Genomic DNA, 25,171 nt, shown 5'->3' on the forward strand with positions numbered 1-25,171 from the left:
GTCAGCTGGTCGGAAGGCGACCGGGGAACGGCGAGGGACTACGCGAAAGCAGGGCGGACATGGCACGGCACGGCAGCGAGCGGGGCTGGTACGGGAAGCTGATCGGGGCGGTGCTCGGGGTGACGGTGCTGGCCGCCGGTGCCTCGGTGTGGACCGCACAGGCCGGTTCCGTGGACAGCGCGTCGCCGAAGCCGTCCCCGTCCGCCACGCCGGGCGACGCCGTCAAGCCGGTCTCCCCCGAGATCGTGCACGCCTCGGACGAGGGGGCGCGGGGCGTGAACCTCACGATCGACGACGGCCCCGACCCCGAATGGACCCCTCAAGTGCTGGACGTGCTGCGGGAGAACGGGGCGAAGGCCACGTTCTGCATGGTGGGTACGCAGGCGAAGGCCCACCCGGACCTCGTGAAGAAGGTCGTCGCGGACGGGCACCGGCTGTGCGACCACTCGGTGTCGCACGACACCGCCATGGACAAGAAGTCCGAGGCCTACCAGTCCCAGCAGATCCTCGACACCGAACGCATGATCACCGAGGCCTCCGGTGGTGTACGGCCGATGTACTACCGGGCGCCCGGCGGGGCGTTCACCCCCTACAGCCGTGAACTCGCCGCCTCCCGTGGCATGCGCCCGCTGGGCTGGAACGTGGACACCAAGGACTTCGAGCAGCCGGGCGCGGACGCCATCGTCGCCACCGTCCAGCGGGAGCTGCCCAACGGGCCCACGCTCCTCTTCCACGACGCGGGCGGCGAGCGCTCCCAGACCGTCGAGGCCCTGCGCCGGACCCTTCCCTGGCTCAAGGAGCAGGGCTACTCCTTCGGCTTCCCGGTGCGCTGAGCAGTCGCGTGCGAGGCACAGCTCACCGGGACGATCCTCACACGGTCAGAGGGACCGAGTGGATCTCGTCGGCCTGGTGGCCGGCCCGTTCGTGAATGCGCTGGACCGCTTCGGCCGAGGGGGCGTCGGAGAGGCAGTAGACCGTGCCGGACTGCGGGTCCGCCCACACCCTCTCGAAGCGGACGCCTTCCTCTGTCTCGATGGCCACGTCCGCCTGGTGCGCCTGCTTCAGCTGGTCGGCGGTGATGCCCTTCATCCCGTGGTGGACGTCCATGAACTGGGTCATGACGTCGTACCTCCTTCCGTTTCACGTCCCGGCGTTCCGAATCGCGAGATCCCCCTGCCGGCGACGTCTCTTCCATCGTGCTCCCGTACGGCCGTGATGGCGAATGCCGGCCGGAGGGTGGTGCCGGCCAGGGAGGCGTGGCGCCATGGATGCTGCCTCTCGGAGCCGTTGACCGTCCGATGCTGTCAGCCGCGATCCGCGAAGATGCCTTCCAACATGCCGGTGGCCTGGCCGACTTCGATCAGGTAGCCGTCCGGGTCCTTGATGTAGCAGCGGATTTCGGCCTTGCGGTCGAGGGGCTCGGTGAGGAACCGGGCGCCCTTGGCGCGCGCCTGCTCGTAGAAGGCCGCGATGTCGGCCACCCGGACGTTCAGGAAGGCGGACACGGGGTCGCCGGGTTCGGGGGCGGTGAGGATGATGTCGGGCTTGTCGGGGGTGGGGCCGCCGCCCGGGTTCATGATGATCCAGCCGTTGGCGATCTTCACGATGCAGGGGTTCTCCTCCAGCACCACCTGACCGCCGAACACCTCGGCGTAGAAGCGGCGTGAGGTCGCGACGTCCCGCACGGTCAGGAAGTGGGTCAGCACGAGGCCCTGCTCGGGCACCGGCCAGTCGGCACTGGCAGTCATGAGGGTTGTCCTTCCGCTTGTGTTTTCCGGTCTCCGCGCCCGGCTCGCACTCACGCTCACCGGTCGGCCCAGCGCTCCGGATCGGTCTCCAGTGCCGCCCGGTCCCAGCCGGCCCCGTCCGCGGCTGCCGCATAGGTGCTCTGCAGGAAGCCGGAGAGTGTGCGATCGGGATCGTCGGCGGTGCGTACCGCCTCGTACGGCAGCAGGAACTGCCCGTTCTGGCGGCTGTAGAAAGCCTCCGGCGGGGTGACCGGGCTGTCGGCGAACCCGGCGGGCTCGGGGTACGCGTACGAGTAGAAGGCCCCTTCGTCCCCGCCGCCGGGCCAGAATCCGCAGCTGCTCAGCTCGTGCGAGTAGCCCTCCACCATGACCCAGTCACCGCAGTTCGGCGCGCCTCCGGGATGGACGGGGGCGCGGCGCCCTGAGAACCGGGTGCACGCCAGGTCCATCGCCCCCCAGAAGAAGTGCACGGGGCTGACCTTGCCGACGAAGGATGACCGAAACGCACTCAACACGCGCTCCGCCTGGAGGAGTTGCCGCCAGAACAGCTGGGCCGCGAGCGGGTCGTACGTGTGGTGCTGGTGGTCCGTCGAGAACGGGACCGTCGACTCGACCTCGTTCGGATGGTCCTGGATGGTGGTGGGTACGCCCAGCTCGTCCAGCGATCGCAGGACACGGGCGTCGAAGTCGGCCACCGGCATGGACTCCAGGGCGATGCTGCGGGCACCGCCGTCGCTGGTGCGCAGACGCAGCATGTGGTCGACAAAGTCGAACTCGATGTCGAAGACTCCGGCAGGGGCGCGAGCACCGGCGCCGGAACCGTAGGGGACGGCCGAGGTGGTCAGCCCTCGCGGAGTGACGTAAAAGGCCACCTGCCACCAGTGGTTGAGGAGCGGAGCATGCGCCAACCGGACCTTGCCCACGATCTGAACCCACATGTGCAGCGTCTCGCGGGTCTCGGTCCAATCGTCGACGCGCAACCGCGGCCACGCCGACCCGGCTCGGAAGGTTTCCGTCGTCCCCATGATGGTGGTCCCTCTGCTCGGCGGCGTGGGACGCGTTCCCCGTCCTTTCCACCTTGCACAGCCTTCCGATCCCCCCGCAACTTCGGGCGCGCTGAAGCCCGCTTCAATGCGAAACGCTCGGCTGGGAGATCCGGAGATCCCAGCCGAGCGTCTGTGCCACCGCGGTGTTCCTCAGGCGGCCGGCAGGTCAGATCGTCGGTGTCTCGTCGACGATCTCCTTGTGCGGCTCGACAATGAACCGCCAGCCGTCGCTGGGCTCCAGGAACCGCACACGGGTGGGGTAGATGTCGAGGGCACGGCGGTCGCGATTCTGACCGCTCGTGTTCTTCCGCCCCCGGGCCGGCTCCTCGAACAGGTCGACCTTGACGTCCGGCACCTCGACGACTTCCTCGCTCCAGCGCTGAACGATGCCCGCGCCGAACGCGTCGCGTGCGGCGGAGTAGAGCGATTCCAGAGATTCCCTGTTTCCGTCGGGTACGAACAGGGCGAGGTTCAGAAGGACGCCGGCGCTCTTGAGAACCTCGATTTCTTCTCCCGCCTTGTCGGCGATCCAGATCCCGCGCTCTTCGGCATTGTCCGGGAGGACGTGGATTTCGTCACCGAAGACCGTCTTCGCGGCGAAGGACCCTCCCTCGGAATTCTTACCCGGCTCCGTGAGGAAAGCCGGGGCGTAGCAGTCGAGAGGAAGGCCAGCCATCTCTGCCGAGACGAAGATGGTGTCCTGGAGCCCCAACTCTGCAACCTCCCCGGCCGTAAGACGTCGGGCGGTGACCTTCTCGGTATTCACGCCATTCCCCTTTTTTTGTGGCGTCCTGTGAATTCGCTAAACTCTATCACGAAATCGACCGGCCAGTTCCCACTGGACGGGTGGACGGGCTCAGCCGAATGGCGAATAAGCCGTTACGTCGAGTTCAATGACGACACTATTTCTGCCGTCAGCGGTAAGGTCTCACCGTTGGTTATTGGCTCATGAAAGGACAGAGCGATGAATCCTGATATCCGGACCGGAGACGCGCTCGCGGAGCCGATGCCGGGCAGGAACAGCGGCAGCGCGGGGGCCCGATCCCGCCCTGTCGGGGAGGGCGGGATTCAGGATCGGGTGGCGGTTCCGCACTCCGTTTCGGCGCCCTCTCGCATGCGGGTGTCCATCGATGTGCTGCGGTCGTACGGGTCAACCTCGGGGCCGTTTCCCGGATCCTTGACCGTGCGTTCGGCCATGAATTCGGGGTTGAAGTAGCCCGTGGAGTCGCCACAGCCGCCGTTGGTGGCGTCCACCTTGTAGGAGACGAGGGAGAACGTGCCCGGCTCGGTGATCACCTTTTCCGGGTCGTCCCAGCTCAGCACCGTCTCGCGGCGCGCGATCGTGCGCGCGACCTCGTCGCTGCCCGGCGCGGCGCGGACGACCGGGTAGACGTAGGTGACATCGGCGGTCACCTCAAGCGCGCCGCGCTTGCCCTCGCGGAACGTGATCTCTCCCCGCGTCTTGACCACGTCCCCCACCAGCCGCACCTTCGTCTGCGCGAAACGGCTGAACAGCAGCAGAGGGTCGTCCTCCTGGCTCGGCTCGCCGAACGCGGTCGCCAAGTAGTCCTGGACGTCGCGCTGGTGCGGGTTGATCAACGCGATCGCCGTCTCCGGCCGTTCCCCGCGCAGGACGTCGGGATCCAGGCTGGAGGCGGCGAGGAAGTTCCGGGTCTCGTCCAGTGCCTGCGCGACCTCTTCCTTGGTCATCCAACCGGTCGCCCGTGCCTCGGGCATGCTGATCCCGGCCGTCCCGTCGTCCCATTCCGCCGCCGGTGATCCCCTGAACGGCTCTTCCGGCGTGGGCAGTTGGGCTGCCGGACGCTCGGGGGCGGACGAAGCGCCCGCGGTGTTTCCTTCGCCGTTTCCGCCGTCGAACCATCCGACGACCCGCCCCGGATCCACCGCCACCACCAGCAGGGCGACCGCGAGCAGCAGCCCGACCACGTACCACGCCTTGACCCGCCGTCGGCGCGGCGGCGGCTGGTGGGTCCGCCACCCCGCGGGAGGGCCGGGCTCGTCCCGCAGGCGCCGTTCGACCATCCGGGCCCGCGCCGAGGGCTCCTCGGGCGCGTTTCGCGTGCCGGACTCGGCGTCCCGCAGGAAACGCTCCCACTCCTCGTCCGGTATGGACGAACCTGATGAACCCGACGAACCTGAAGACCCGTGCTCGGCCATGGTGTTCTCCCCGCCCCTTCTCGCGCGACCGGTTCTCCCCAGGACCGCTCGACATCGGATCATCCTCACACAGGCGTACGAGGGGCTCAGCCGAGGTCGAGGAGTTCCTCGTAGAAGCCGCCGAAGCCGCCGTCGCGGTCGACGAGGTGGATCTCCAGGATCCAGTGGCAGACGCGTCCGGCGCGGTCGGGTCGTCGTAGCGGGGTGCCGTTGCCGGGCGCGATGTACGACTCGATGTCGGCGCCGTCGATCTTCTCGTGCGGGAACTCGCCCACCGGATGCCCGGCATGCCAACCGCCCAGCTCCCAGCCGCGTTCGGCGGCCAGCCGGCCGATCTCGGCGTGCAGAGCGGCGCCGGTGATGTCCGGGTCGGCGTCGAAGGCGCGGCGCCCGGCGGCGAACACCTCGGGCAGGTCGTCGCGCAGCCGGTGCTTGACGGGGTCGTCGCCGAGGACGAAGGTACGGCCGAAGTCGGCCTCCCACTCCTCGAAGATCGGGCCGAAGTCCGCGAAGGCGATGTCGTCCTGGCCGATGGCCCGGTCCGGGGGGTTCTCCCGGTACGGGTGGAGGGTGTTCGGTCCGGAGCGGACGATGCGCTTGTGCCAGTGGCGGGTCGGGCCGAACAGTTCGTTGGCCAGGTCGCGGATCCGGTCGCTGACCGCCTGCTCGCCCACGCCCGGCGCGACCAGCCCGCGCGACTCGATCTCGGCGAAGAGTTCGGCGGCCTTGGCCTGGGCACTCAACAGGTGTTCGGCACGGGTCGCCTCGTCGCGGGTCGCCTCGGCAGTCGCCTCGTCGCTCATCTGTCCCCCATCGTCTCGTCCCTACGTAACGGTCGTAGCGCAGCCGCCGGTGCAGACGGTCAGGGCTGCCGTACCAGAACTCCAGGCTCTCCCACTCCACGCTCGGCCGCGCTGTCCAGCCACGCCTGGAGGAGGGGCAGGGGATCGGCGGGCGGGGCGTCGAATTCGGGCAGTGTCAGCGAGGTGTCGCCGCTCAGTGTGGCATCCACGGATGTCAGCGTAGACGAGCGAAAAAGCCGGTACCCGCCCAGCCAGGTACGCCCCGGAGCGCGCGTCGCGCTCCGGGGCGTACCGGCACTCCTGCCGGGAGTCACGCGTCGTACGTCAGCCCACGATCAGGGTGTTGAGCGGGGCGTCCCCGGCCGTCCGCGTGAACGCGCCGCCGAAGTAGCGCTCGACCGCGGACTTCTCGGCCGCGTTCGGGTAGGCGTTCGTGCACGACGTTCCCGCGCTGGAGCCGGACATCAGGCTTGAGCAGGGGCCGGGCTTGATGTCCGGGAGGCCCAGGATGTGACCCAGTTCGTGGGACGCGATACGGATCGTGTTGTGGCCCTCGTTCACGGCCTGGCGTCCCATCCACACGGTGCCGTTGCCCAGGGACGTGGTCTGGGCGCGGGGCCAGCCGTCGTCCGCGATGACGCGTATGTTGGCGGACTGGCCGGCCGCGGCCGGGCGCAGTTCGACGGCGTCGACGCTGGCGTTCCAGACCGCCGCGCCCTGGTCGACCGCGGACCTGAACTCCGCGGCGCCGCTGGCGTCGTAGGTGATCACGCGCGCGGCCACGGCCGTTTCCGCGGCCGGGGCGGGAGCGGCGGCGGCCTGGCCACCCATCAGGGAAATCGTCACGGCCAGTGCGGCGACGAGCCCGCCGGTCAACTTACGGATGTGCATGGTCGGCCTCCTTGGGGGAGAGACAGTCGTGAACATGACATGAAGTTCCCCTGCTCACTGCCCAGCGATGCCTGACACCAATCCGTCAATCCGGCGCACCTGATCGACCGCGTCACCGGGTGCGGTCGTCGCCCGTGGCCTCCAGGACGACGACGCGGCGGCCGTCCTCCGTGGCACCGGTGCGGGTGGCGTAGCCGGGGAGGTCGCCGGCGTGGCAGCTGGGCCGGCTTCAGCCAGCTGTACCCCTCCCCGTGTCCTTCGCCCTCTCTCTTACTCGGACGACGTGGCCACCCGTACGCCGTCGCTCTCGTTGTCGGAGAGGAACAACGCCACCTCCCGGCCCTGTTCGGCGACAGCCGTACGGTCCGCGCGCGACAGCCGGCCCAGCGGGGTGACCGTCACGGTGCCCGCCTCGACGCGCCAGGTCGCGGCGGCCCGGCCGTCGACCAGGACGACCCGCTCACCGGCGACCGACAGACCACGGTGGTCGTCGTCGATGATCCGGCCGCGGTCGTGGTAGCCGAGGATCGCGTTGTCGAACGCCGGCAGGAACCGCACCGGCGCCGGTGTGTCGGGATCGGGGCGCGGCGCGTCCGGGAGGTCCAGCAACTCCCGGCCGCGCTCGTCCCGGAAGGAGACCAGCTCCTCGCGTGCCGCCGCCACCGCCGCCGGGAGTCCGGCAAGGCCGCACCAGGCGCGCAGGTCGGCCGAGGCGGCGGGACCGTACGCGGCCAGATAGCGCCGGAGCAGCGCCTGGCCCACCGGATCGGAGCTGTCGGCGGGCAGGTCGGCGACCTCGCGCCCGAGCCAGGAGGCGAGCAGCACGTTACGTACACCCGCCTTGGTCCGCCACAGCCCGCGCGGCGGCAGCTGCGCCATCGGTACGAGCGCGCTGATCACCATCTCCCCCAGCGCCCGCGGCCCCGGCGCGGGCCAGCGCGCGGCGAGCGCCCGCGCCAGCTCGGTCATCGTGCGCGGCTCGCCGTCCGCCATCAACGCCCGCCCCGCCGCCGCGAGTTCGCCCAGATTGATTCCTTCCAGTTCGCGGCGGTACACCCCGAGCACCCGCTGCCGCAGCATGGCCTCGTGGCGGGCCCGCCACGCCAGCGCGTCGTCCGAGGTGACGAGGTGGACCGTACGGCGCATGAGATGCGTCCGCACCACCTGCCGCCCGGTCAACAGGCCCGAGAGCGCGGCCGGTTCGAAGGCGCGCAGCCGTGACCAGAGCCCGAGATAAGGCTCCTGCGGTTCCTGCGCCTGAAGACCGCCGAGGTGCGCGACGGCGTCCAGGACCGGGAGGTCGGAGCGGTCGAGCAGCAACTGGCGTGCAAGTGTCGCGCGGTTGAGCGCGCGGGTGCCGAGAACAGTGCGAACGGGCATCGGTTCAGGTCGACTTCTGGCCGTCGATCGACTCGCGCAGGATGTCCGCGTGCCCGGCGTGCTGGGCGGTCTCGGCGATGACGTGCATCAGCACCCCCCGTACGCTGCGCACCGTCCCCGGCTCGTGCCAGGGCGCCTCCGGCAGCGGGTGGGTCGCCGACAGGTCGGGGACGGCGGCGAGGGTCGCCGCCGTGCGGGCCGCCACCCGCTCGTAGCGCGCGAGGATCCCGGCCGCCGTGTCGCCGGGCAGCATCCGGAAGTCGTTCTCACGGTCGATCGCCCACTGCGGGTACTCGGTCGCGGTACCGGCGGCGAAGTCGGCCCAGGTGACACCGGCCGACAGGTCGAAGCTCATCGCCGACGGGCCGTCGACCACGAAGCGCAGCCACGCCTCCTCGGTGGACGCGACGTGCTTGATCAGCCCGCCGAGCGACAGCGAACTGACCGTCGGGTGCTCGCCGAGCTGCTCGTCGCTGAGTCCGCGCACGGTGTTGGTCAGGGCGGATCGCGCGGTCGCGAGCGCGGCGAGCAGGTCGGTGCGCTCGGAGGAATTGGTAGCCATGCTGATCGGGTCCTTCCGGTGGTTCACGTTCACGTGGTCCCGCTCGTGTTGCGGCACGGCACAACCGTCGCAAGAGAAGAGGACAGGTGGTGACCGCTTCTCGGGCGACAATCGGCGCCATGCCGAAGACCTCCGCACGCCTGCTGTCGATGCTCTCGCTGCTCCAGGCCCGCCGGGACTGGCCGGGCGCGCTGCTCGCCGAGCGGCTGGACGTCAGCCCGCGCACCGTACGCCGCGATGTCGACCGGCTTCGTGAGCTGGGCTATCCCGTGGTGGCCACCAAGGGGCCCGAGGGCGGGTACCGGCTCGACGCCGGTACGGAACTGCCCCCGCTGCTCTTCGACGACGAGCAGGCCGTCGCTCTCGCCGTGGCGCTCCAGATCGCCACCACCACGGGCGCCGGTATCGAGGAGGCGGCGGCCCGTGCGCTGAACACCATCCGGCAGGTCATGCCGGCCCGGCTGCGCCGCCGCGTCGACACCCTCCGGGTCACCGCCGTGGAGCGGCCCACGGCGCGGACGCGCCCGCAGGCCGACAGCGGTGTGCTGATGGCGCTCAGCGCCGCCGTCCACGCGAGCGAGGAGGTGCGCTTCGACTACCCGAGCGCCGGCACCCCCGACCCTCCGCCGCGCCGGACGCAGCCCCACCATCTGGTGACCTGGGGCGGGCGCTGGTATCTCGTCGCGTGGGACCTCGACCGCGAGGACTGGCGTACGTTCCGCGCGGACCGGATCACTCGCACCCGTACGCCGACAGGCCCCCGCTTCACCCCGCGCGCACTGCCCGGAGGCGACGTGGCGGCCTTCGTCGTCAACAGATTCCAGGGCTCTTACGGCTCCGACGACTCCGGTCACTGGCCCTGCCGGGGCGAGGTGATCCTCGACCTGCCCGCCGCCGAGGTGTCCCGTCACACCCACGACGGGCTCGTCGAGGAACTGGGTCCGGACCGCTGCCGGCTCGTCCTGGGGTCCTGGTCATGGCCCGGCCTCGCCGCCGCCATCGGCAGGTTCGACGCCGCCGTCGAGGTCGTCGGCCCGCCCGAACTCAGGGCCGCCTTCGCCCACTTGGCCCGCCGCTACGCCGACGCCGCAGCCGGCCCGCCCTGACCGTCGATGTCGTGGTTGCCCGCGAGGACGCTGTAGGGGACCTTGCCGTGGATGGTGCGGAAGGTGTCGGCCGCGAGCGTGATCTCCTGCTCCGTGCCGTGTTCGGTGATGTCGCCCAGATGCGTCACAAAGGCGATGTTCGCCTCCGCGCGCTCGGAGACGAGGTAGTGGAAGGTTTCCCGCAGCGGGTCGGGGTCCGAGCTGTCGGCGTCGAAGGGGTACTGCGTGTCCGGCAGTACCGCCAGCGCGAAGCGCGGGCTCTCCTCGTCGTAACGGCCCCGCAGGTCGCGGTTGTCCTGCCTTCCGGTCCGGACCGGAAGGAATGGACGTACTCATACGATCTCCCAGCTCTCTTCACCATGCGTGTCCGTGGGGATCGTGTGCCGCGCCCCGGCGACGGGTCGACAAAGCCGCACTGAACAACGGCCGTCGCCGACCCGTCCGGAGACCTGCGCCACATCGGCGCCGAACGGGGATGCGTACGCCGCGCTCATGTGTTGGCGACGGACGGACACCCCCATCCGAGGAACAGGACTGCCATGACAGACGTCTACGCCCGCCGCTCGGCGGACACCCTCGCGCGCCCCTTCGCGGTCCGCGGGCTGACCACGCGCAACCGCATCGCCATGGCACCGATGACCCGGAACTTCTCCCCGGACGGCGTTCCCGGCCAGGACGTCGCCGACTACTACACGCGGCGCGCCACGGGCGGCGTGGGGCTGATCATCACCGAGGGCACCTACATCGACCACGACTCGGCCGGCACCAGCGACCGGGTCCCCCGGTTCCACGGCGAGGACGCGCTCGCGGGCTGGGCGGGTGTCGCGGACTCCGTCCACCGGGCGGGCGGCGCGATCATCCCGCAGCTGTGGCATGTGGGTGTCACGCGCGCCGAGGGCACCCCGCCGGTGGCCGACGCGGAGCCGGTCGGTCCGTCGGGCGTGTCCTTGGACGGTGAGCCCAAGGGGCGCGCCATGACGCAGAAGGACCTGGACGATGTCATCGGCGCGTTCGCCGACGCGGCTGCCGCCGCCGAGCGCCTGGGCTTCGACGGGGTCGAACTGCACGGCGCGCACGGCTACTTGATCGACCAGTTCCTGTGGGCCGGCAGCAACCGCCGTACCGACGCCTACGGAGGCGACATCGTCGCCCGTACGCGTTTCGCGGCCGAGATCGTGGCGGCCTGCCGCGCCGCCGTGTCCGACTCCTTCCCTCTCTTCTTCCGCATGTCCCAGTGGAAGGGGAGCCTGTACGACGCGAAGCTCGCGCGGACGCCCGCCGAACTGGACACCCTGCTCACGCCGTTGGCCGAAGCCGGTGTCGACGTCTTCCACGCGTCCACCCGGCGCTACTGGCTGCCGGAGTTCGACGACTCCGACCTGAACTTCGCCGGCTGGGTGAAGAAGATCAGCGGCAGGCCGACGGTCACGGTCGGCTCGGTCGGCCTGGACGGTGTCTTCAACGAGTCCTTCCAGGGCAAGGACTCCGGGGTCACCCCCATCGATCAGCTGCTGGACCGGATGGAACGCGACGAGTTCGACATGGTCGCCGTCGGCCGGGCCCTGATCGCCGACCCGGAGTGGCCGGCGAAGACGCTGGGCGGGCGCACCGGGGACATCAGGTCCTTCGACGCGGCGATGCTGAAGACGCTGCACTGACAACAGTCAGCGCCTCGTCCCCCGGGCCGCGAACGGCCCGGGGGACAGCGCTCAGCCGACGGGGGCGGCCGAGGAGCGGTCCTGGGTGGGTGGCGGGACCATACGGACCGGGACCGTGTCCGCGTCGTTGTGGCGTTGGGACCAGGTCTCCAGTGCCACCTGGCAGGCGTGGTCGAGGTGGCGCAGGCCGGTCAGGTCCAGTTCGATCGGGCGGTTCTGCGGCAGGGCCTCCAACTGGTCGAGGATGCGCGGCAGGCGGAGGAAGGTCGCGTTGCCGGTGATGGCCACGACCAGGCGCCCGCCGGTGAGTTCACGCACGTTGAGCTGTATGTGGGAGGTCTCCCAGGCCGACTTGCAGACGGACAGGAGCAGTCCGAGCACCACACCCTCGAAGAGGTTGCCCACCACGATGGTGGCGGTGGTGACGCCGAGGATGACGGCGTCGCCGCGGTGGGTCCGCCACAGCGGGACGATCTCCTTGACCGGCACGAGTTTCGTCCCCGCGTGCACCAGGACGCCCGCGAGCGCGGCGAGCGGGATGACGCCGATGACGAACGGGAGCAGTGCGGCGAACAGCAGCAGCCACACGCCGTGCAGGATTCGGGAGAGTGAGGTCTTCGCGCCCGCCTGCACGTTGGCGGCGCTGCGCACGATGACGGCGGTCATCGGGAGCGCGCCGAGCGCGCCGCAGACCGTGTTGCCGACGCCCTGCGCCATCAGCTCCTTGTCGTAGTCGGTACGGGGGCCGTCGTGCATACGGTCCACCGCCGCCGCGCTGAACAGGCTCTCGGCCGAGGCGATCAGGGTGAAGGCGAGGACCGTGCCGATGACGGCGACGCCGGCCAGGCTGCCGAAGTCCCCGAGACCGGGCGGGTCGACGGCCGCGAGCAGCCCCCGGACCTCGACCCGTGCGACATCGAGGTCCAGCAGGACGGCGGCGCCCGTGGCCAGCCCGACCGCGGCGAGCGGACCGGGGACGACGCGCGCCTTGGCGGGCAGCGTCGGCCACAGGAAGAGGAGGGCGATGGTCGCGGCGCCGAGCGCGAACGCCGTCAGCGCCGCCCCGCCGCCGAGTACCTCGGCGAAGAGTCCGGGCAGCCCGGCGATCTTGCCGAGCCCGCCGGAGGGCTGGGCCTCGTCGGCGAGCGCGTAGACCTGGCCCAGGACGAGGACAAGCCCGATGCCGGCGAGCATGCCTTGCACGACAGCGACCGAGATGGCCCGGAACCAGCGCCCGAACTTGAGTGCCCCGAGGAGGAGTTGGAGAAGTCCGGAGATGAGGACGATGGCACCGAGCGCGCCGAGCCCGAACTCCTGGACGGCCTCGAAGACGAGGACGGTCAGACCGGCCGCGGGGCCGCTGACCTGGAGGCTGCTGCCGGGCAGGAGGCCGACGAGCAGTCCGCCGACGATGCCGGTGATCAGGCCGAGTTCGGCCGGCACACCGGAGGCGACGGCGACGCCGACGCACAGGGGCAGGGCGACGAGGAAGACGACGAACGAGGCGAGGACGTCACGTCGGAGGACGGCGGGTTCCTTCAACTGCGAGATCAGGGAAGAAGAAGCCATAGGTGTGTTCCTTGAGGAGCGGTCCGCCGGGGGAGGGGGGCGGGCGGACGAGAGGACACGGACGCGGGAACGCTGACGCGGGACGACGAGGACGACGCGGGACAATGCCGCGGTTCGCGCCCTGTCAGAGCGGCACGAACGTCCCGTCCGCCTCGGGCCGTTGGACGCTCACGGCACCGGTGTCGACCTCGTAGTACCAGGCACTGAGCGTGAGCGTGCCCGCGTCCATCGCCTCGCGGACGCACGGGTAGCCGCGCAGCGTGTCGAGTTGGGCCGCGACGTGGTGCCGTACGGCGTGTGGGACGCCCGCGTCGTCGGGGAGCCCGCTGACGGAGTGGTCCAGCCAGCCCCGTACGGCGGGAACGGCGGAGAGGTCCGCCCCGCTCACCACCGCCCCGACGGCGCCGCAGTGGGAGTGCCCGCACACCACGATGTCGCGCACGCCGAGGACCCGTACGGCGTACTGGATCGTGGCGGTCTCGCCGCTGGGGCGGTCGGAATCGTACGGGGGAACGATATTCCCGGCCGTACGCAGTTCGAAGAGTTCTCCCGGCCGCGCGCCGGTGATGAGTGTCGGTACGACGCGGGAGTCGGAACACGTGATGAAGAGCGCGTCGGGCCGCTGCCCGGCGGCGAGGACGCGGAACTCATGGCGTCGCTCGGCGACGCGATCCGGAAAGGAACGAGCGTTTTCGATAAGGGCTTTCATGGCGGCCTGCCTCCTGCGCCCGCGGTGTGGGGACGGGGCGCGGTGTGGTCGGGTCAGGGAGAGATACCTGCTGGTCCGTGACGTCTCCGCACAGAGTCACGGGCAGGCTGGAGCGCGCCGCCCGCGACATCGCGGACCGGCTGCCCTCCTGTGAAGACCGTACGCTTTACCAAGGCATTACCTTGATCGTGGCGACGCTATCACGCCAGATAAATCATCCTGGAAACTCGCCGCATGTGACCTGAATGTGAACGGGGCATGTCCCGGCTATCGGTGCGTCGCGGCGCGAGGGGAGAAAAACCGGCCTTACGTTCGACAATTGACCCGGACCATGGAGATTATTCGGCGTCGGGCGACCGTCGCCGGTTGGCCGGGAATCTTCAGTGCGGGAACTTTCGGCGACCGGACGGAACGGCCGCGGAGCACTCGGCGCAGCGGCTAGTTTGCCGACCATGGACAGCACAGCGGACATGGAGTCGGCACGCGCCGACGCGGGGACAGCCCTTCAGTTCTACTGGGAAGCGGCCGAGCACGAACTGCCCGAGGAACTGGCGGACGACGAAGCCGAGGTCGGTGACGCCTACGCCGCCGTCCAGGAGAGCGTCCCCGACGACCCCACCGCCTTGAGCTGTCTGACGCTCTTCGCCCTGGGCAGACTGCGGGCGCACCTCAACGAGGAATTCGGCGCTACCGAGGACCACTTCGAGGCCGCACACCACCCGCCCGCCGAACTCGCGCCGGACGACGGGCCCGGCCGGGCCCTGGCCGCCGACGTGGTCCGCGCGGCGGACCGCGCGCTCTCCCGCCGGCCGGCCGACAACCTCGCCGTCTTCTCCCGTGCGTGCGCCCTGCACTGGCTGGGTGACCACCGGGCGGCGGCGGCCTACCGTGAGGCGGTCCGGCTCGATCCGTACGACGACATCGCGAGGACACGGGTGGAGCAACTGGACGGAATCGAGCTTCCCGAGCCGCCCGGCGGCTTCGGCACCCACCATCCCCACGGCTTCCATCTGCTGGAGATGACCCATCTCGTCGGCCACGGCGGAAGCACCAAGGGGTGGGTCTGGCTGGTGAACGACCCGTCCACCGTACGCGACAAGGCGGACGGCCATCTCGCCGAGTGGCTGGCCCTCCGCGGCCACAGCCTCGACGACGACTTCGGGGTGTGGACTCATGTGCCGGGCGGGCAAGGCGTGGGATCGGAGCTGCGTGAGGCGCTTCATCACCCGCCTGAGGGCCGGCCGTACATCGACTGGTCGAAGGTCCCCCTCCCCCGACCGGAGCGTGACCCCCTCCCCGTCGGCCAACCGATCCGATGGCTCGGACAGCTGCACTTCTACGGTGGCACCGAGCACGACGACTGAGGCGGAGCCCGCGCAGCCCGCACCCGCAGCGCGCGGCGCAGGGCACAGGGCGCAGGGAGCTGCGGGTGAGTGACCCGCCCTCGTTGGAGTGACGTTTCGCCAGAGCCGTGTCGCCGTCGCGTAGGTCTTCGTCTGTCCTGTCCGGTCACTCGACATCCCGGCGGAGAAACATCGTGTCTCGTCTGGCTCACTGGTGTTTCCTGCACCGCCGCGGAGTCGTCGCCGGCTGGCTCCTCGTTCTGGTCGTCACCGTCGCGCTCAGCACGGGGCTCGGCAGCAAGTACAACGAGAGCGCGAGCCTGCCCGGCACCGACGCGCAGGCGGCCGTGAACCTGCTCACCGAGAACTTCCCCCAGGCCTCCGGCGAGAGCGACCAGATCGTCATCGAGGCGACCGGCGGAGCCACTGTCGTCTCGGACTCGGTGCGGACGCCGGTCAGCGCCGCGCTCACCAAGGTGGCCGCCATCCCCGGCATCGCGTCGGTCGTCAGCCCCTACAGCCCGCAGGGCGCCGCGCAGATCAGCAAGGACGGCACCATCGCGTTCGCCGGCGTGAACTGGAAGATGAAGGCCGCCGACGTCACGAAGGCGGACGCCCAAAAGCTGATCGACACGGCCAAGGCCGCCGACGGTCCGCACGTCCGTATCTCGCTCGGCGGTCAGTCCATCACCAACGAGGAGAGCCCGGGCCCCGGTCTGTCGGTGGCGGTGGGCGCGATCGCCGCGCTGGTCATCCTGCTGATCGTGTTCGGCGGAGCGCTGTTCGCCTCGCTGATGCCGCTGGTGACCGCCGCCGTCGCGCTGGTCATCGGCACCTCCCTCATCAAGCTGATGTCGCACGTCATGGACACCCCGAGCGTGTCCAGCGACCTCGCCGTACTGATCGGGCTCGGCGTCGGCATCGACTACGGCCTGTTCATCATCAGCCGCCATCGCAGCGCGGTGAGGACCGGCCTGTCGTACGAGGAAGCGGCGGCACAGGCGGTCAACACCTCCGGGCGGACCGTGCTGTTCGCCGGGATCACGGTGTGTGTCGCGCTGCTCGGTCAGTTCGCGCTCGGGATCGACTACCTGTACGGCCTGTCGGCGGCGTCCGCCCTCACGGTCGCGCTGACCATGGCCGGCTCACTGACGTTCCTGCCCGCCATGCTCGGCTTCCTCGGCCCGAAGACCCTCTCGCGGCGCGAGCGGCGCGCACAGGCGGAGAAGGGGCCGGTCTCCGACGACGCCGCCGGATTCTGGCTGCGCTGGGCCACGTTCGTGCAGCGGTACAGGGTGCCGGTGGCCGCGTGCGCGCTGGCGCTTGTCGTCGTGATCGCGCTGCCGCTGTTCTGGATGCGCCTCGGCTCGTCCGGCGCCGCGAACGACCCTTCCGGCTCCACCACCCGCCAGGCGTACACCACCCTGGCCAAGGGGTTCGGGCCGGGCTACAACGGGCCGTTCCAGCTGGTGACGGAGGTGAAGTCGGCGGACGACGCGCAGGCGTTCGACAACTTCCTCGCCGCCGCCGCCAAAACGCCGGGGGTGGCGTCGGTGACGCCGGCGACGACCTCGCCCAACGGCAAGGTCGCGCTCGCGATCCTCTACCCGACCACCGGTCCGGGGTCGCAGCGGACCGTCACCCTGGTGAGCACCATCCGCGACCTGGCGCCCGAGGCCGAGGGTCCGGGCCATCCCCCCGTCCATGTGGGCGGGGTGACGCCCACCAACATCGACTTCTCACACGTGCTGGGCGAGAAACTGCCGCTGTTCATCGCCATCGTCGTCATCCTGGCGTTCCTGCTGCTGGTGGCGGTGTTCCGCAGCGTGCTGATCCCGCTGGTGGCGGCGGTGATGAACCTGCTGTCCGTCGGCGCCGCGCTCGGCGCGCTGAACGCCGTGTTCACCTGGGGCTGGGGCCTTTCGCTGCTGAACGTGCCGGTCGCGGGGCCGGTCGACGCGTTCATCCCGGTGCTGCTGTTCTCGGTGCTCTTCGGGCTCTCGATGGACTACGAGGTCTATCTGGTCAGCCGGATGCAGGAGGAGTGGCACCACCGGCGCCACGGCACGTCACACGCGGACGAAGTCGCCGCCAACCACTGGTCGGTGACACATGGTCAGGCGAAGACGGGCCGGATCGTCGCGGCGGCGGCCGGCATCATGATCCTGGTCTTCGGCTCGTTCCTGATCGGCGACGACCATGTGCTCCAGGAGTTCGGCTTCGGCCTCGCCTTCGCCGTACTCGTCGACGCTCTGATCATCCGGGGCCTGATCGTCCCGGCCCTGATGCATCTGATCGGTCCGGCCAACTGGGCCATGCCCGGCCGGCTGAGCCGGATCGTGCCCAACCTGTCGGTCGAGGTGCCTCGGGAGGACGCTCACTGACCCGGGGTCGGGGGGCGGGGGCCGGGTGGCCGGCGGTCCTCGGGGTCGCGGTGTGTGGGTTCGGGGTCGCGTACGGGCTCCGCGTCGCGTATCGGTTCGGCGCGTATCGGTTCGCCGGGGCGGACCGGGTACTGTCCGTCCGCCGACCGGTTCTCCGCCTTCATCGCGCGGGCCTCGCTCTTGAGGATGCGGGCCGACTTGCCCGCCGAACGGGCCAGGTCCGGCAGCCTCTTGGCACCGAGCACCAGAATCACGACGATCAGAATGATCGACAGCTCACCAAGCCCAAGCAACGGAACCTCCAGGCCGCGTTGGCGCGGTCGCTGACCGCACCGGAACGGGCCCGCACTGGTACGGGCCCGCGATCTGCGTCAGAATCTACAGGACTGTAGAAGTTGACGGGAGATGGTGTGAGCGAGCGCGAGAGCCCGGACGAGCGCCGGCGCCGGGGGCAGGGCGAGTTGGAGTCGCAGGTGCTGGCCGCGCTCCGGGAGGCGCCGGGGCCGGTGAACGCCGGATGGGTACGTGAACGGCTCGGCGGCACCCTCGCGTACACCACCGTGATGACGATCCTGACCCGCCTCCAGGCCAAGAGCGCGGTGACCCGCGAACGTTCGGGCCGTTCCTTCGAGTGGCGCGCGGCCTCCGACGGGGCGGGGCTCGCCGCGCTGCGGATGCGCCGGGTGCTGGACGCGGAGTCGGACCGGGAGGCGGTGCTCGCGCGGTTCGTCACCGCCCTGTCGTACGACGACGAGCGGCTGCTGCGCGACCTGCTGCACGCCACCGAGGACGAGGCGGAGGACTGACCCGTGGGCGTCTTCGTCTTTCTGCCGCTGGTGCTGCCGCTCACGGCGCTGCCGGTCGCGCGCCTGGCCGAGCAGCATCTCCATCCCCGCCTGGCCACCCGCTTCCTGACCGCGCTGGCCGTGGTGCTGGCGGTGTGCAGCACGCTGTGCCTGGGGCTGCTGGTGGTCGTGGGGACCGCCCAACTGCCGGGAAATCCGCTGCCCGACGGCTGGTCGGACGCGGAGGTGCGGGACGCCGTCCCGTACGACGAGGTGGCCGGCAAGGCGGCGATCGCCGCGCTGGTCGCGGTGGCGGTGGCCTGCGCGGTCACGGGGGCGCGGCACCGGCGGATACGGCGACGGGCGTGGCGCGCGCTGGAGGGGATGCCGGAGCGGCGGCTCGTGGTGCTGCCGGACAGGGAGCCGTACGCGTACGCCCTGCCGGGAGGTACCCAGGGGCGGATCGTCGTCTCCAGCGCACTGCTGGATCACCTCAACTCAACAGAGCGAGAAGCCCTGTTCGCACACGAGCGAGCACATCTGACGGGCCGTCATCATCGTTCGCTGCTCGCGGTACGGCTGGCGGCACGGGCGAATCCGCTGCTGCGGCCCTTACAGGCGGCCGTGGCGTACACGACCGAGCGCTGGGCCGACGAGGAAGCGGCCCGCAACACCGGCAGCCGCAGACTGGTCGCACGAGCCATCGGGAAGGCCGCGCTCGTGTCGCGCGGGGCCCCGACGCCGACGTTGGCCGGAATCGGCGGCGCCGGGCCCGTACCGCGCCGGGTCGCCGCACTGCTCGCGCCGGCGCCCGCCGCGATGACGTGGCCCTCGGTCTTCACCACGGCGGGGCTGGCGGTCTGGACGGCGGCGGCGGGGACGGTCGGCTCGGCACTGTCGTCGGCGAACGCGACCGTCACGCTCTTCTTCGTACTGAAGGCGGCGACCCCGCTCTAGTCCCCCGCTCTGTCTCCTAGCCCTCTTCTTCCTCCTCGTCGCCCTCGAAGAAGTCGCCGACCTCGTCCACGACTTCGGCCGCCACCAGGCCGCCCGCCACACCCACGGCCAGGCCGGCCGCGCCGATGGCGACCGCCGCGCCCGTGCTGATGCCGGAGCCGGAGCTGTGGCCGTGGCCATGACTGTCACTGTGGCCATGGCCGTGGAGGTTGCCGTGACCGTGATCCGGGTAGCGGCTGGCGAGTTGGTCGACCCAGCCCGCCACCACCGTGTTCCAGTCGGTGCGCGCCACCTCGTCGTGGCCGACCATGTGCCGGTTCAGGGCGTCGTCCACGCCCGAGCCCCCGCGCCCGTCCGCCTCCAGGACGACCTCCGTCCCGCCCGCGTGAGCCAGGAACGTCACCTCGACCTCGTTCAGCCGGTGCGCGTAGTCCGGCGCCGGGATCAGCTCGATCTCCTGGTAGAACGGCAGCTGTTGGCCGCTCCCGTTGATGTGCCCAAGCTCCAGGTCCGCCGACCTGAAGCCGAAGCCGAGCTGGCCGAACGCCTCCAGGACGGCCTCCTGCACCGGCAACGGCCGTACGGCGAACGGGTCGTAGTCACCCTTGTCCTTGGCTCCGGCGACATCCAGCTCCGTACGTACGCCCAGCCTGATGCCGAGCGGTTCACCGTGCAGCTCGGACATGGGCGTCTCCCACGGCACCGGCACCGCGAACGGCACGCTGTACGGCTCGCCCTCACCCAGCCGGAAGCCGCCACCGATCTCGTACCGCTCGAAGGCGACGTAGCCCTCGCTCTCCCCCTCGTCGTACTCCGCCTCGACGCGGGCGACGAGTTCCAGGGTGACGCGGTCGATGTCGTACGACGCGCTCCCGCCGGCCAGCCGTACCTCGCCCCGCAAGGTGCCTCCCGGCAGGACCGCACCGTCCTCCAGCACCGTTTCCACCGTCGGCCCGCCGACGCCGAGTGAACCGAGCAGTCGCTTGAACACCATCGAGGTGTTCCCTCCTTCATTCCCGGATTCCTGATGCGTGCGTGCTTCTACAAGGCTGTAGAAGCACGCGTCAAGCATAGGGAGTGGCGAGGGCCGCGGCTGAAAACCGATACCCGCGGCCGAGTGCGTGCGCGCGACCGCAGGGCCCGGTCGGTCGCTCGGGCGGCGATGTGTACGGTCTCTCATGAGGCGGCGGCAACCGGGCGCCAACAGGAGGTACGTGTCGTGATCGGCATCTCGGACATCGAAGCGGCGGCGCGACTGATCGCCGGGCATGTCGTACGTACGCCGACGGTCCCGAGCCCCGGACTGTCGGCGCTGCTCGAGGTCCCGGTCACCGCCAAGCTGGAGTTGTTGCAGCGCACCGGTTCTTTCAAGGCGCGCGGCGCGACGGCGAAGCTGCTGTCGCTGAGCGAGGCCGACCGCGCGGCCGGGGTGGTGGCGGTCAGCGGCGGGAACCACGCGATCTCCGTCGCGGTCATGGCCGACTCGCTGGGCGTGAAAGCCACCGTCGTCATGCCGAAGTCCGCGCCCGCGCGCGCCGTCGAGATCGCCGAGGCGGCCGGCGCGACGGTACGGCTGACCGACACGATGGACGGCGCCTTCGCGCTCATGTCCCAGCTCCAGGCCGACGGACTGAGCCTGGTCCACCCCTTCGACGACCCGGTCGTCGTCGCCGGACAGGGCACGGTCGGCCTCGAACTCGCCGACGACGCGCCGGGAGGCGACGCGTCCGGAGGCGGCGCGGCCGGAGAGGCCGGAGCGGGCGGGCTGACGGATGTGCTCGTCAGCATCGGCGGCGGCGCGCTGATCTCCGGCGTCGCGGCGGCCCTGCACGCGCGCCTGCCCGGCGTACGGATCTGGGGCGTCGAGACCGAGGGCGCGCAGGCGATGTCCGAGGCGCTGGCCGCCGGGGGGCCGAGGCCCGTGCCGCTGTCGTCCATCGTCTCCACGCTCAGCGCGCCCGCCGTCTCACAGCTCACCTACGACCATGTGTCCGACCTGGTCAGCGACGTACTCGTGGTCCCGGACGCCGAGGCCGTCCAAGGCACTCTCGACCTCGCGAACCACGCGAAGGTCTGGGCCGAACCGGCCGCCGGCTGTCTTGTCCCGGCCGCCCGCCGCGTGCTGGAGCGCGTGGGCGGCGAGGCGCGCCTCGGCCTGGTGCTGTGCGGCGGCAACGCGACCACGACGGACGTCATGTCCTGGGCGGAGCGCTTCGACCTCCGCTGAGCGCTTCGGCCCCCGCTGAACCCCTGGAGCCCGCTCCTCCCGCCCCACCGGCACGCGCGGTGGGGTTCTTTACGTATCCGTATGTCGGCGCACCCGGATAGGCGGGCGGCACCCACGCACGTAATTTGCTGGCGATCCCCCCATGTTCGGGGCCTGTCCCACGGGCCCACTCCCCCCACAAGGAGATATGTCATGCTCTCGTCACTCCGAAGAATTGCTGGGGCATCGGCCGTAGCCGCCGCCCTTCTCTTCGCGCTCCCCACATCGGCCAATGCCGTCGAGAACACCGACACCGCCCGTCCCGCCGCGATGACGCAGGCCGCCACCACCCAGGCCTCCGTCGCGGACCCCACCCCCTCCCCCCGCTTCGAGACCGGTGACATCTCGAACCTCCCGCCGGTGGACGCCACCAAGCGGGACGTCCGGGTGCCGGCGTGGAGCTACCACATCACCGGGTCCTGCAGCGGTCGCGAAGGCGCGATACGCCAGGGCGCCAACTACTGGGGCAGCGCGACCGAGACGGCCTCCAGCGGTACGCCGGTCTCCTGTGTCAGCGGCTATGTGCAGGGCTGCGGCGGAGGCAACGTCGTGGGCTGCAACTGGGGCGCCGGTGACCGCATCGAACTGTCCACCATGGTCGGCGACTTCGCTCTGCTCGCCGCCCATGAGTTCGGCCACAACTGGTACGGACACTCGGGCACCGGCTGCGCGAGCTGGGCGAGTCAGGCCGATGTGATGCGCACGACGATGTGCAGCTGATCCCTCGCATGACTCTCTGAGAGATCCGACCGGCGACGCTCGCCGGCGGGGCGGGCCGACCACGCACGACGGTCGGCCCGCCCTTCGTTGTGTGCCCCGCCCGCGGTCGGCGCCGCCGCTCGGTGCCGGCCGGCATCGCCTCAGCCGTCGCCGTACGTCGGGCGGACCCGTGCCACCTCCTTCGCCAGGCCCTGCCGACTGGCGATGCCGAGCTTGCGCATCGCCCGCGCCACGTGCTGTTCCACCGTGCGCGGCGACAGATACAGCGTCGCCGCGATCTCGCGATTCGTGAGCCCGGTGGCCGCGAGTTCCGCGACCTCACCCTCACGCGGGGACATGCGCTCCGCGTACGCCGGCCGGCCCGGTGGCCGACGCGCGGCCGGGCGGTGGGCGCGCAGCGTCGCGCGTACGCGCGCGGCGTCCCACACCGCGCCCAGGTCGGTCAACTCCTCGACGCAGCGGATCAGTTCCGCGACGGCCTCATCCACCGCCTCCGGCCTGTCGCCGCCGAGCAGGAGCGCACAACGGCCCGCGCCCTCCGCCATGAGCGCGCGGGCGTACGGGTGCGGCAGCCGGGCGTACGCAGCGCCCGCCTGCTGGAAACGCGCCCGCGCCCGCACCCACTCGCCGTCCGTCTCCGCCAGCACCGCCCGGCACCAGAGCAGGGCGGCGGTCGCCGACGGGGCGTCCCGCCCGGTCAGACCGGCCGCGAACTCGGCCACCACCCGCTGCGCCAACTCCCCCTGCCCGGCGCGGGTATGGGCCTCGACCACCCAGGGAGCCAGTTCGGCGCCCCAGACCCAGACGCCCTTGACGCCGAGCCACGCCCAGGCCGACGCGGCGGCTTCGGCGGCGGCGTCGACGTCCTGCCGGGCCAGCAGGAGCCGGATATGGGCGCCGGCCGCGGTGGCCGCCACCGGGACTTCGCAGGTCTCGTACACACGGCTCTCGTGCACGCGGCGCTCGTGCACATCGCTCTCGTACGCGCGACTCTCGTACGCGCGACTCTCGTACGCGCGACTCTCGTACGTGCCGTACGGCTCCGGCGACGGCGGGTCGCCCGGCGGGAGCCAGTCCCGCACCGCCGCCCAGTCCCCCTTCGCCAGTGCCAGCAGGGCCAGCACCACACGGGCGTCGCTGGCGCTGCCGTCCTCGGCGACCAGCCCCGTACACCGCTCGGCCAGGCCCTCCCAGCGGCCGGTCAGCCAGTCGCGGAACAGGGCCGTACCGCGTCCGACCCGCTCCAGGAACGGCGCGCCGCTGCGCGCCGCCAGCTCGATGCCCTGCGTCAGCAGTTCGTCCGCGCGCCGGTAGTGGCCCAGATACACCGCGCCGTTGGCCGTGTTGCACAGTCCCCGCGCCACCTGCTGGCGGCCGGCGCGGTCCTCGCTGTCACGGGGCAGCCGTGCCACCAGCCGCCAGGCCTCCAGATCGCCGGTGTTCATCAGCACCGTCGCCCGGCAGGCACCGGCCGCCGTGCGTGCCGCGCGGTCCCCGGACGCCTCGGCCGCCGCTTCCGCGCGCTCCAGCCAGGCCACGTTCTCGGCGAGGGACGCGCCGGGGAAGAACGGGTTGGCCAGCGCCGCCATCGCCAGCGCGGCGAGCGCGGGCCGTTCCGCCTCGGCCAACTCGCCGGCCGCCCGGCGCAGTTCGGCACGTCCCTCCTCGAAGCGCCTCTTGCGGTTGTGCAGCAGCAGGCCCAGTTCGAGCCGTATCTCGCCGCGGTCCGCGGCGGGCAGCGCCGGGTCCTCGACGATCCCGCGCAGGACGCGGACGGTCCCTTCCGAGCGCCGGCCCAGTACGGCGCCACGTGCGAGCGTCAGCGCCAACCGCCCCCGCTTGTCGGGCGGGAGTCCGCCCACGTCCAACGCCTCTTCCAGCAGCGTGACGGTCGCCTCGTCGTCGTTCACGAGGTGCTCCGCGGCCCGCAACCAGTCCTCCGTACGACCGCCGCCGCGCCAGTGGCGCGCGATCCGCGCCCAGGGCACCGGCTCCCGCGCGGCGAGCATCGCCGCCGCCCGATGGTGCAGCCGCTCCCGCACCGGCCCCGGCAACTCCGCGTACAGCGCCGACGCCGCCAGCGGCACCGCGAAGCCGTACCGCCCCTCGCTCGTCTCCCGCAGGACCGAGCCCTCCAGCGCCGCGATCAGCGCCGTACGGCCGCCGTCCCCGCGGTAGCCCGCGACCTCCGCCAGGTCCTCGGCGCCCGCCGGCTCGTCCAGCACCGCCGCCGCCCAGACGATCGGGCGGTACGGCCCGGCCAGCGCGGCGGTCCTGTCCAGCACCAACTCCGCCAGCCGGACCGGCACTCCCGCCTCGTCCACGTCCCTGGCGGTGAAGAGGTCCCAGTGGCGGTCGCCGTCCCGCAGCATCCGCAGCAGGTCCACGACGACCTGCGGCACACCGCCGGACCGCTGCCGCAACCGCCCCACGAACTCCTGCGGACACCGCCGCGCCCCCAGCAACTCCCCCGCCACGCACCGCACGCGCCCCTCGTCCAACGGCTCCAGCCGCCACCGCACGACCGACAGCCGCGCCGGATAGTCCACCGCCCGGCCCAACGGCAGGCCGGGGCTGGGCAGTTGCTCGGGCCGGTAGGTCAGCACCGCCGCGAAGGGCGCGGGCGGCTCCCTCAGCAACCCGCGCAGCAGAGCCAGACAGTCGTCGTCCGCGTGGTGGAGATCCTCGGCGACGAGGAGGGCGGGGCGTGCGGAGGCGAGCAGCGCCTCCAGTGCCTGATACGCGGTGAGCCGCACCCCGAGCGCCGCCGCTTCCGGGGGCGGCGCCGGGCCGAGCGGATCGGCGACCGCGAAGCCGCCCGAGGCCTGGAAGGTCACCACCAGCCGCGCCACCGACCGCGCCGGTGGCAGCTCCAGCAGCCGGTGGACGAGTCTGCTCTTCCCCATACCGGCGTCGCCCTCGACCAGCACCAGCGTCGGCTCCTTCCCGGTACCGGACAGCGCTGACGTCAGTCGCCGCTCCCACGCTCGCTCGTGCACGAAGCCCACTCCTCACGGTCGTCACGCAGGCCGGGTCCTCCGGTCTTCGCTGCCTATCACGCAGCGC

Annotated in this window: 25 protein-coding genes; 9 read left to right on the forward strand and 16 right to left on the reverse strand. The window is 71.2% G+C overall.

What is annotated here, in order from left to right:
• Positions 1-59 precede the first annotated feature (59 nt).
• Positions 60-833 (forward strand): polysaccharide deacetylase family protein, encoded by a 774-nt coding sequence (locus ACIBLA_RS23200; protein WP_399199710.1) that lies wholly within the window; start codon positions 60-62, stop codon positions 831-833.
• Between the two features lie 37 nt (positions 834-870).
• Here the strand turns inward: ACIBLA_RS23200 and ACIBLA_RS23205 are convergent, their stop codons facing one another.
• From ACIBLA_RS23205 to ACIBLA_RS23250, 10 genes are all read right to left on the reverse strand, one after another.
• Positions 871-1,119 (reverse strand): SCO4226 family nickel-binding protein, encoded by a 249-nt coding sequence (locus ACIBLA_RS23205; protein ID WP_363240457.1) that lies wholly within the window; start codon positions 1,117-1,119, stop codon positions 871-873.
• Between the two features lie 185 nt (positions 1,120-1,304).
• Positions 1,305-1,748 (reverse strand): VOC family protein, encoded by a 444-nt coding sequence (locus tag ACIBLA_RS23210; RefSeq protein WP_363240458.1) that lies wholly within the window; start codon positions 1,746-1,748, stop codon positions 1,305-1,307.
• 56 nt (positions 1,749-1,804) lie between these two features.
• Positions 1,805-2,773: a DUF5996 family protein gene (locus ACIBLA_RS23215; RefSeq protein ID WP_399199711.1), complete on the reverse strand. Its 969-nt coding sequence runs from the start codon at positions 2,771-2,773 to the stop codon at positions 1,805-1,807.
• Positions 2,774-2,960: 187 nt separating this feature from the next.
• On the reverse strand, positions 2,961-3,560 hold the full coding sequence (locus ACIBLA_RS23220) for a hypothetical protein (protein ID WP_399199712.1): 600 nt from the start codon (positions 3,558-3,560) through the stop codon (positions 2,961-2,963).
• A 302-nt stretch (positions 3,561-3,862) separates the two neighbouring features.
• Positions 3,863-4,972 (reverse strand): hypothetical protein, encoded by a 1,110-nt coding sequence (locus ACIBLA_RS23225; RefSeq protein ID WP_363240461.1) that lies wholly within the window; start codon positions 4,970-4,972, stop codon positions 3,863-3,865.
• An 86-nt stretch (positions 4,973-5,058) separates the two neighbouring features.
• The gene (locus tag ACIBLA_RS23230) at positions 5,059-5,775 is read right to left on the reverse strand and encodes a M24 family metallopeptidase (protein WP_363240462.1); all 717 of its coding nucleotides are present in this window, start codon (positions 5,773-5,775) and stop codon (positions 5,059-5,061) included.
• A gap of 59 nt (positions 5,776-5,834) precedes the next feature.
• Positions 5,835-5,984, reverse strand: coding sequence for a hypothetical protein (locus ACIBLA_RS23235; RefSeq protein WP_363240463.1), 150 nt, complete (start codon positions 5,982-5,984; stop codon positions 5,835-5,837).
• A 115-nt stretch (positions 5,985-6,099) separates the two neighbouring features.
• Positions 6,100-6,666: a snapalysin family zinc-dependent metalloprotease gene (locus ACIBLA_RS23240; protein ID WP_399199713.1), complete on the reverse strand. Its 567-nt coding sequence runs from the start codon at positions 6,664-6,666 to the stop codon at positions 6,100-6,102.
• 270 nt (positions 6,667-6,936) lie between these two features.
• Complete coding sequence (locus ACIBLA_RS23245; protein ID WP_399199714.1) at positions 6,937-8,046, reverse strand: winged helix DNA-binding domain-containing protein; 1,110 nt, start codon at positions 8,044-8,046, stop codon at positions 6,937-6,939.
• 4 nt (positions 8,047-8,050) lie between these two features.
• The gene (locus ACIBLA_RS23250) at positions 8,051-8,608 is read right to left on the reverse strand and encodes a DinB family protein (protein WP_399199715.1); all 558 of its coding nucleotides are present in this window, start codon (positions 8,606-8,608) and stop codon (positions 8,051-8,053) included.
• Between the two features lie 119 nt (positions 8,609-8,727).
• On the opposite strand from ACIBLA_RS23250, the gene ACIBLA_RS23255 reads away from it, so the two are divergent.
• Positions 8,728-9,714 (forward strand): helix-turn-helix transcriptional regulator, encoded by a 987-nt coding sequence (locus ACIBLA_RS23255; RefSeq protein ID WP_399199716.1) that lies wholly within the window; start codon positions 8,728-8,730, stop codon positions 9,712-9,714.
• Here the strand turns inward: ACIBLA_RS23255 and ACIBLA_RS23260 are convergent.
• Entirely contained in the window at positions 9,684-9,998 is a 315-nt protein-coding gene (locus ACIBLA_RS23260; RefSeq protein ID WP_399199780.1) for a metallophosphoesterase, read from the reverse strand. The two genes, ACIBLA_RS23255 and ACIBLA_RS23260, sit on opposite strands and share 31 nt — an antisense overlap.
• A gap of 255 nt (positions 9,999-10,253) precedes the next feature.
• Between ACIBLA_RS23260 and ACIBLA_RS23265 the strand changes: the two genes are divergently transcribed.
• Positions 10,254-11,372: an NADH:flavin oxidoreductase gene (locus ACIBLA_RS23265; protein ID WP_399199717.1), complete on the forward strand. Its 1,119-nt coding sequence runs from the start codon at positions 10,254-10,256 to the stop codon at positions 11,370-11,372.
• A 51-nt stretch (positions 11,373-11,423) separates the two neighbouring features.
• Here ACIBLA_RS23265 and ACIBLA_RS23270 read toward each other — a convergent pair whose 3' ends face one another.
• Together ACIBLA_RS23270 and ACIBLA_RS23275 are read right to left on the reverse strand one after the other, a co-directional pair.
• Positions 11,424-12,941 carry a SulP family inorganic anion transporter gene (locus ACIBLA_RS23270; protein ID WP_399199718.1) on the reverse strand — a complete coding sequence of 506 codons (1,518 nt, stop codon included), beginning with the start codon at positions 12,939-12,941 and terminating at the stop codon, positions 11,424-11,426.
• A 124-nt stretch (positions 12,942-13,065) separates the two neighbouring features.
• On the reverse strand, positions 13,066-13,650 hold the full coding sequence (locus ACIBLA_RS23275) for a carbonic anhydrase (RefSeq protein WP_363240471.1): 585 nt from the start codon (positions 13,648-13,650) through the stop codon (positions 13,066-13,068).
• Between the two features lie 452 nt (positions 13,651-14,102).
• Here ACIBLA_RS23275 and ACIBLA_RS23280 point away from each other — a divergent pair, with 452 nt between their 5' ends.
• Positions 14,103-15,014: a hypothetical protein gene (locus ACIBLA_RS23280; RefSeq protein WP_399199719.1), complete on the forward strand. Its 912-nt coding sequence runs from the start codon at positions 14,103-14,105 to the stop codon at positions 15,012-15,014.
• A gap of 173 nt (positions 15,015-15,187) precedes the next feature.
• Entirely contained in the window at positions 15,188-17,377 is a 2,190-nt protein-coding gene (locus ACIBLA_RS23285) for an MMPL family transporter (RefSeq protein ID WP_399199720.1), read from the forward strand.
• On the opposite strand, the gene ACIBLA_RS23290 is transcribed toward ACIBLA_RS23285, so the two are convergent.
• Positions 17,371-17,670 (reverse strand): twin-arginine translocase TatA/TatE family subunit, encoded by a 300-nt coding sequence (locus ACIBLA_RS23290; RefSeq protein ID WP_399199721.1) that lies wholly within the window; start codon positions 17,668-17,670, stop codon positions 17,371-17,373. The genes ACIBLA_RS23285 and ACIBLA_RS23290 overlap by 7 nt on opposite strands.
• Before the next feature lie 117 nt (positions 17,671-17,787).
• On the opposite strand from ACIBLA_RS23290, the gene ACIBLA_RS23295 reads away from it, so the two are divergent.
• Positions 17,788-18,183 carry a BlaI/MecI/CopY family transcriptional regulator gene (locus ACIBLA_RS23295; protein WP_363244618.1) on the forward strand — a complete coding sequence of 132 codons (396 nt, stop codon included), beginning with the start codon at positions 17,788-17,790 and terminating at the stop codon, positions 18,181-18,183.
• A gap of 3 nt (positions 18,184-18,186) precedes the next feature.
• A complete protein-coding gene (locus tag ACIBLA_RS23300) occupies positions 18,187-19,119 on the forward strand; it encodes a M56 family metallopeptidase (RefSeq protein WP_399199722.1) in 933 nt (310 codons plus the stop codon).
• Positions 19,120-19,135: 16 nt separating this feature from the next.
• On the opposite strand, the gene ACIBLA_RS23305 is transcribed toward ACIBLA_RS23300, so the two are convergent.
• On the reverse strand, positions 19,136-20,113 hold the full coding sequence (locus ACIBLA_RS23305) for a sporulation protein (protein WP_399199723.1): 978 nt from the start codon (positions 20,111-20,113) through the stop codon (positions 19,136-19,138).
• 225 nt (positions 20,114-20,338) lie between these two features.
• Here ACIBLA_RS23305 and ACIBLA_RS23310 point away from each other — a divergent pair, with 225 nt between their 5' ends.
• Together ACIBLA_RS23310 and ACIBLA_RS23315 are read left to right on the forward strand one after the other, a co-directional pair.
• Positions 20,339-21,346: a threonine/serine dehydratase gene (locus ACIBLA_RS23310; RefSeq protein WP_399199724.1), complete on the forward strand. Its 1,008-nt coding sequence runs from the start codon at positions 20,339-20,341 to the stop codon at positions 21,344-21,346.
• 192 nt (positions 21,347-21,538) lie between these two features.
• Positions 21,539-22,105, forward strand: a complete 567-nt coding sequence (locus ACIBLA_RS23315; protein WP_399199725.1) for a hypothetical protein — start codon at positions 21,539-21,541, stop codon at positions 22,103-22,105.
• Between the two features lie 140 nt (positions 22,106-22,245).
• Here ACIBLA_RS23315 and ACIBLA_RS23320 read toward each other — a convergent pair whose 3' ends face one another.
• Entirely contained in the window at positions 22,246-25,104 is a 2,859-nt protein-coding gene (locus ACIBLA_RS23320) for a LuxR C-terminal-related transcriptional regulator (RefSeq protein ID WP_399199726.1), read from the reverse strand.
• Between the last annotated feature and the right edge of the window lie 67 nt (positions 25,105-25,171).

The sequence above is a fragment of the Streptomyces sp. NPDC050433 genome (genome assembly GCF_044458565.1).
Taxonomy (GTDB): Bacteria; Actinomycetota; Actinomycetes; order Streptomycetales; family Streptomycetaceae; genus Streptomyces.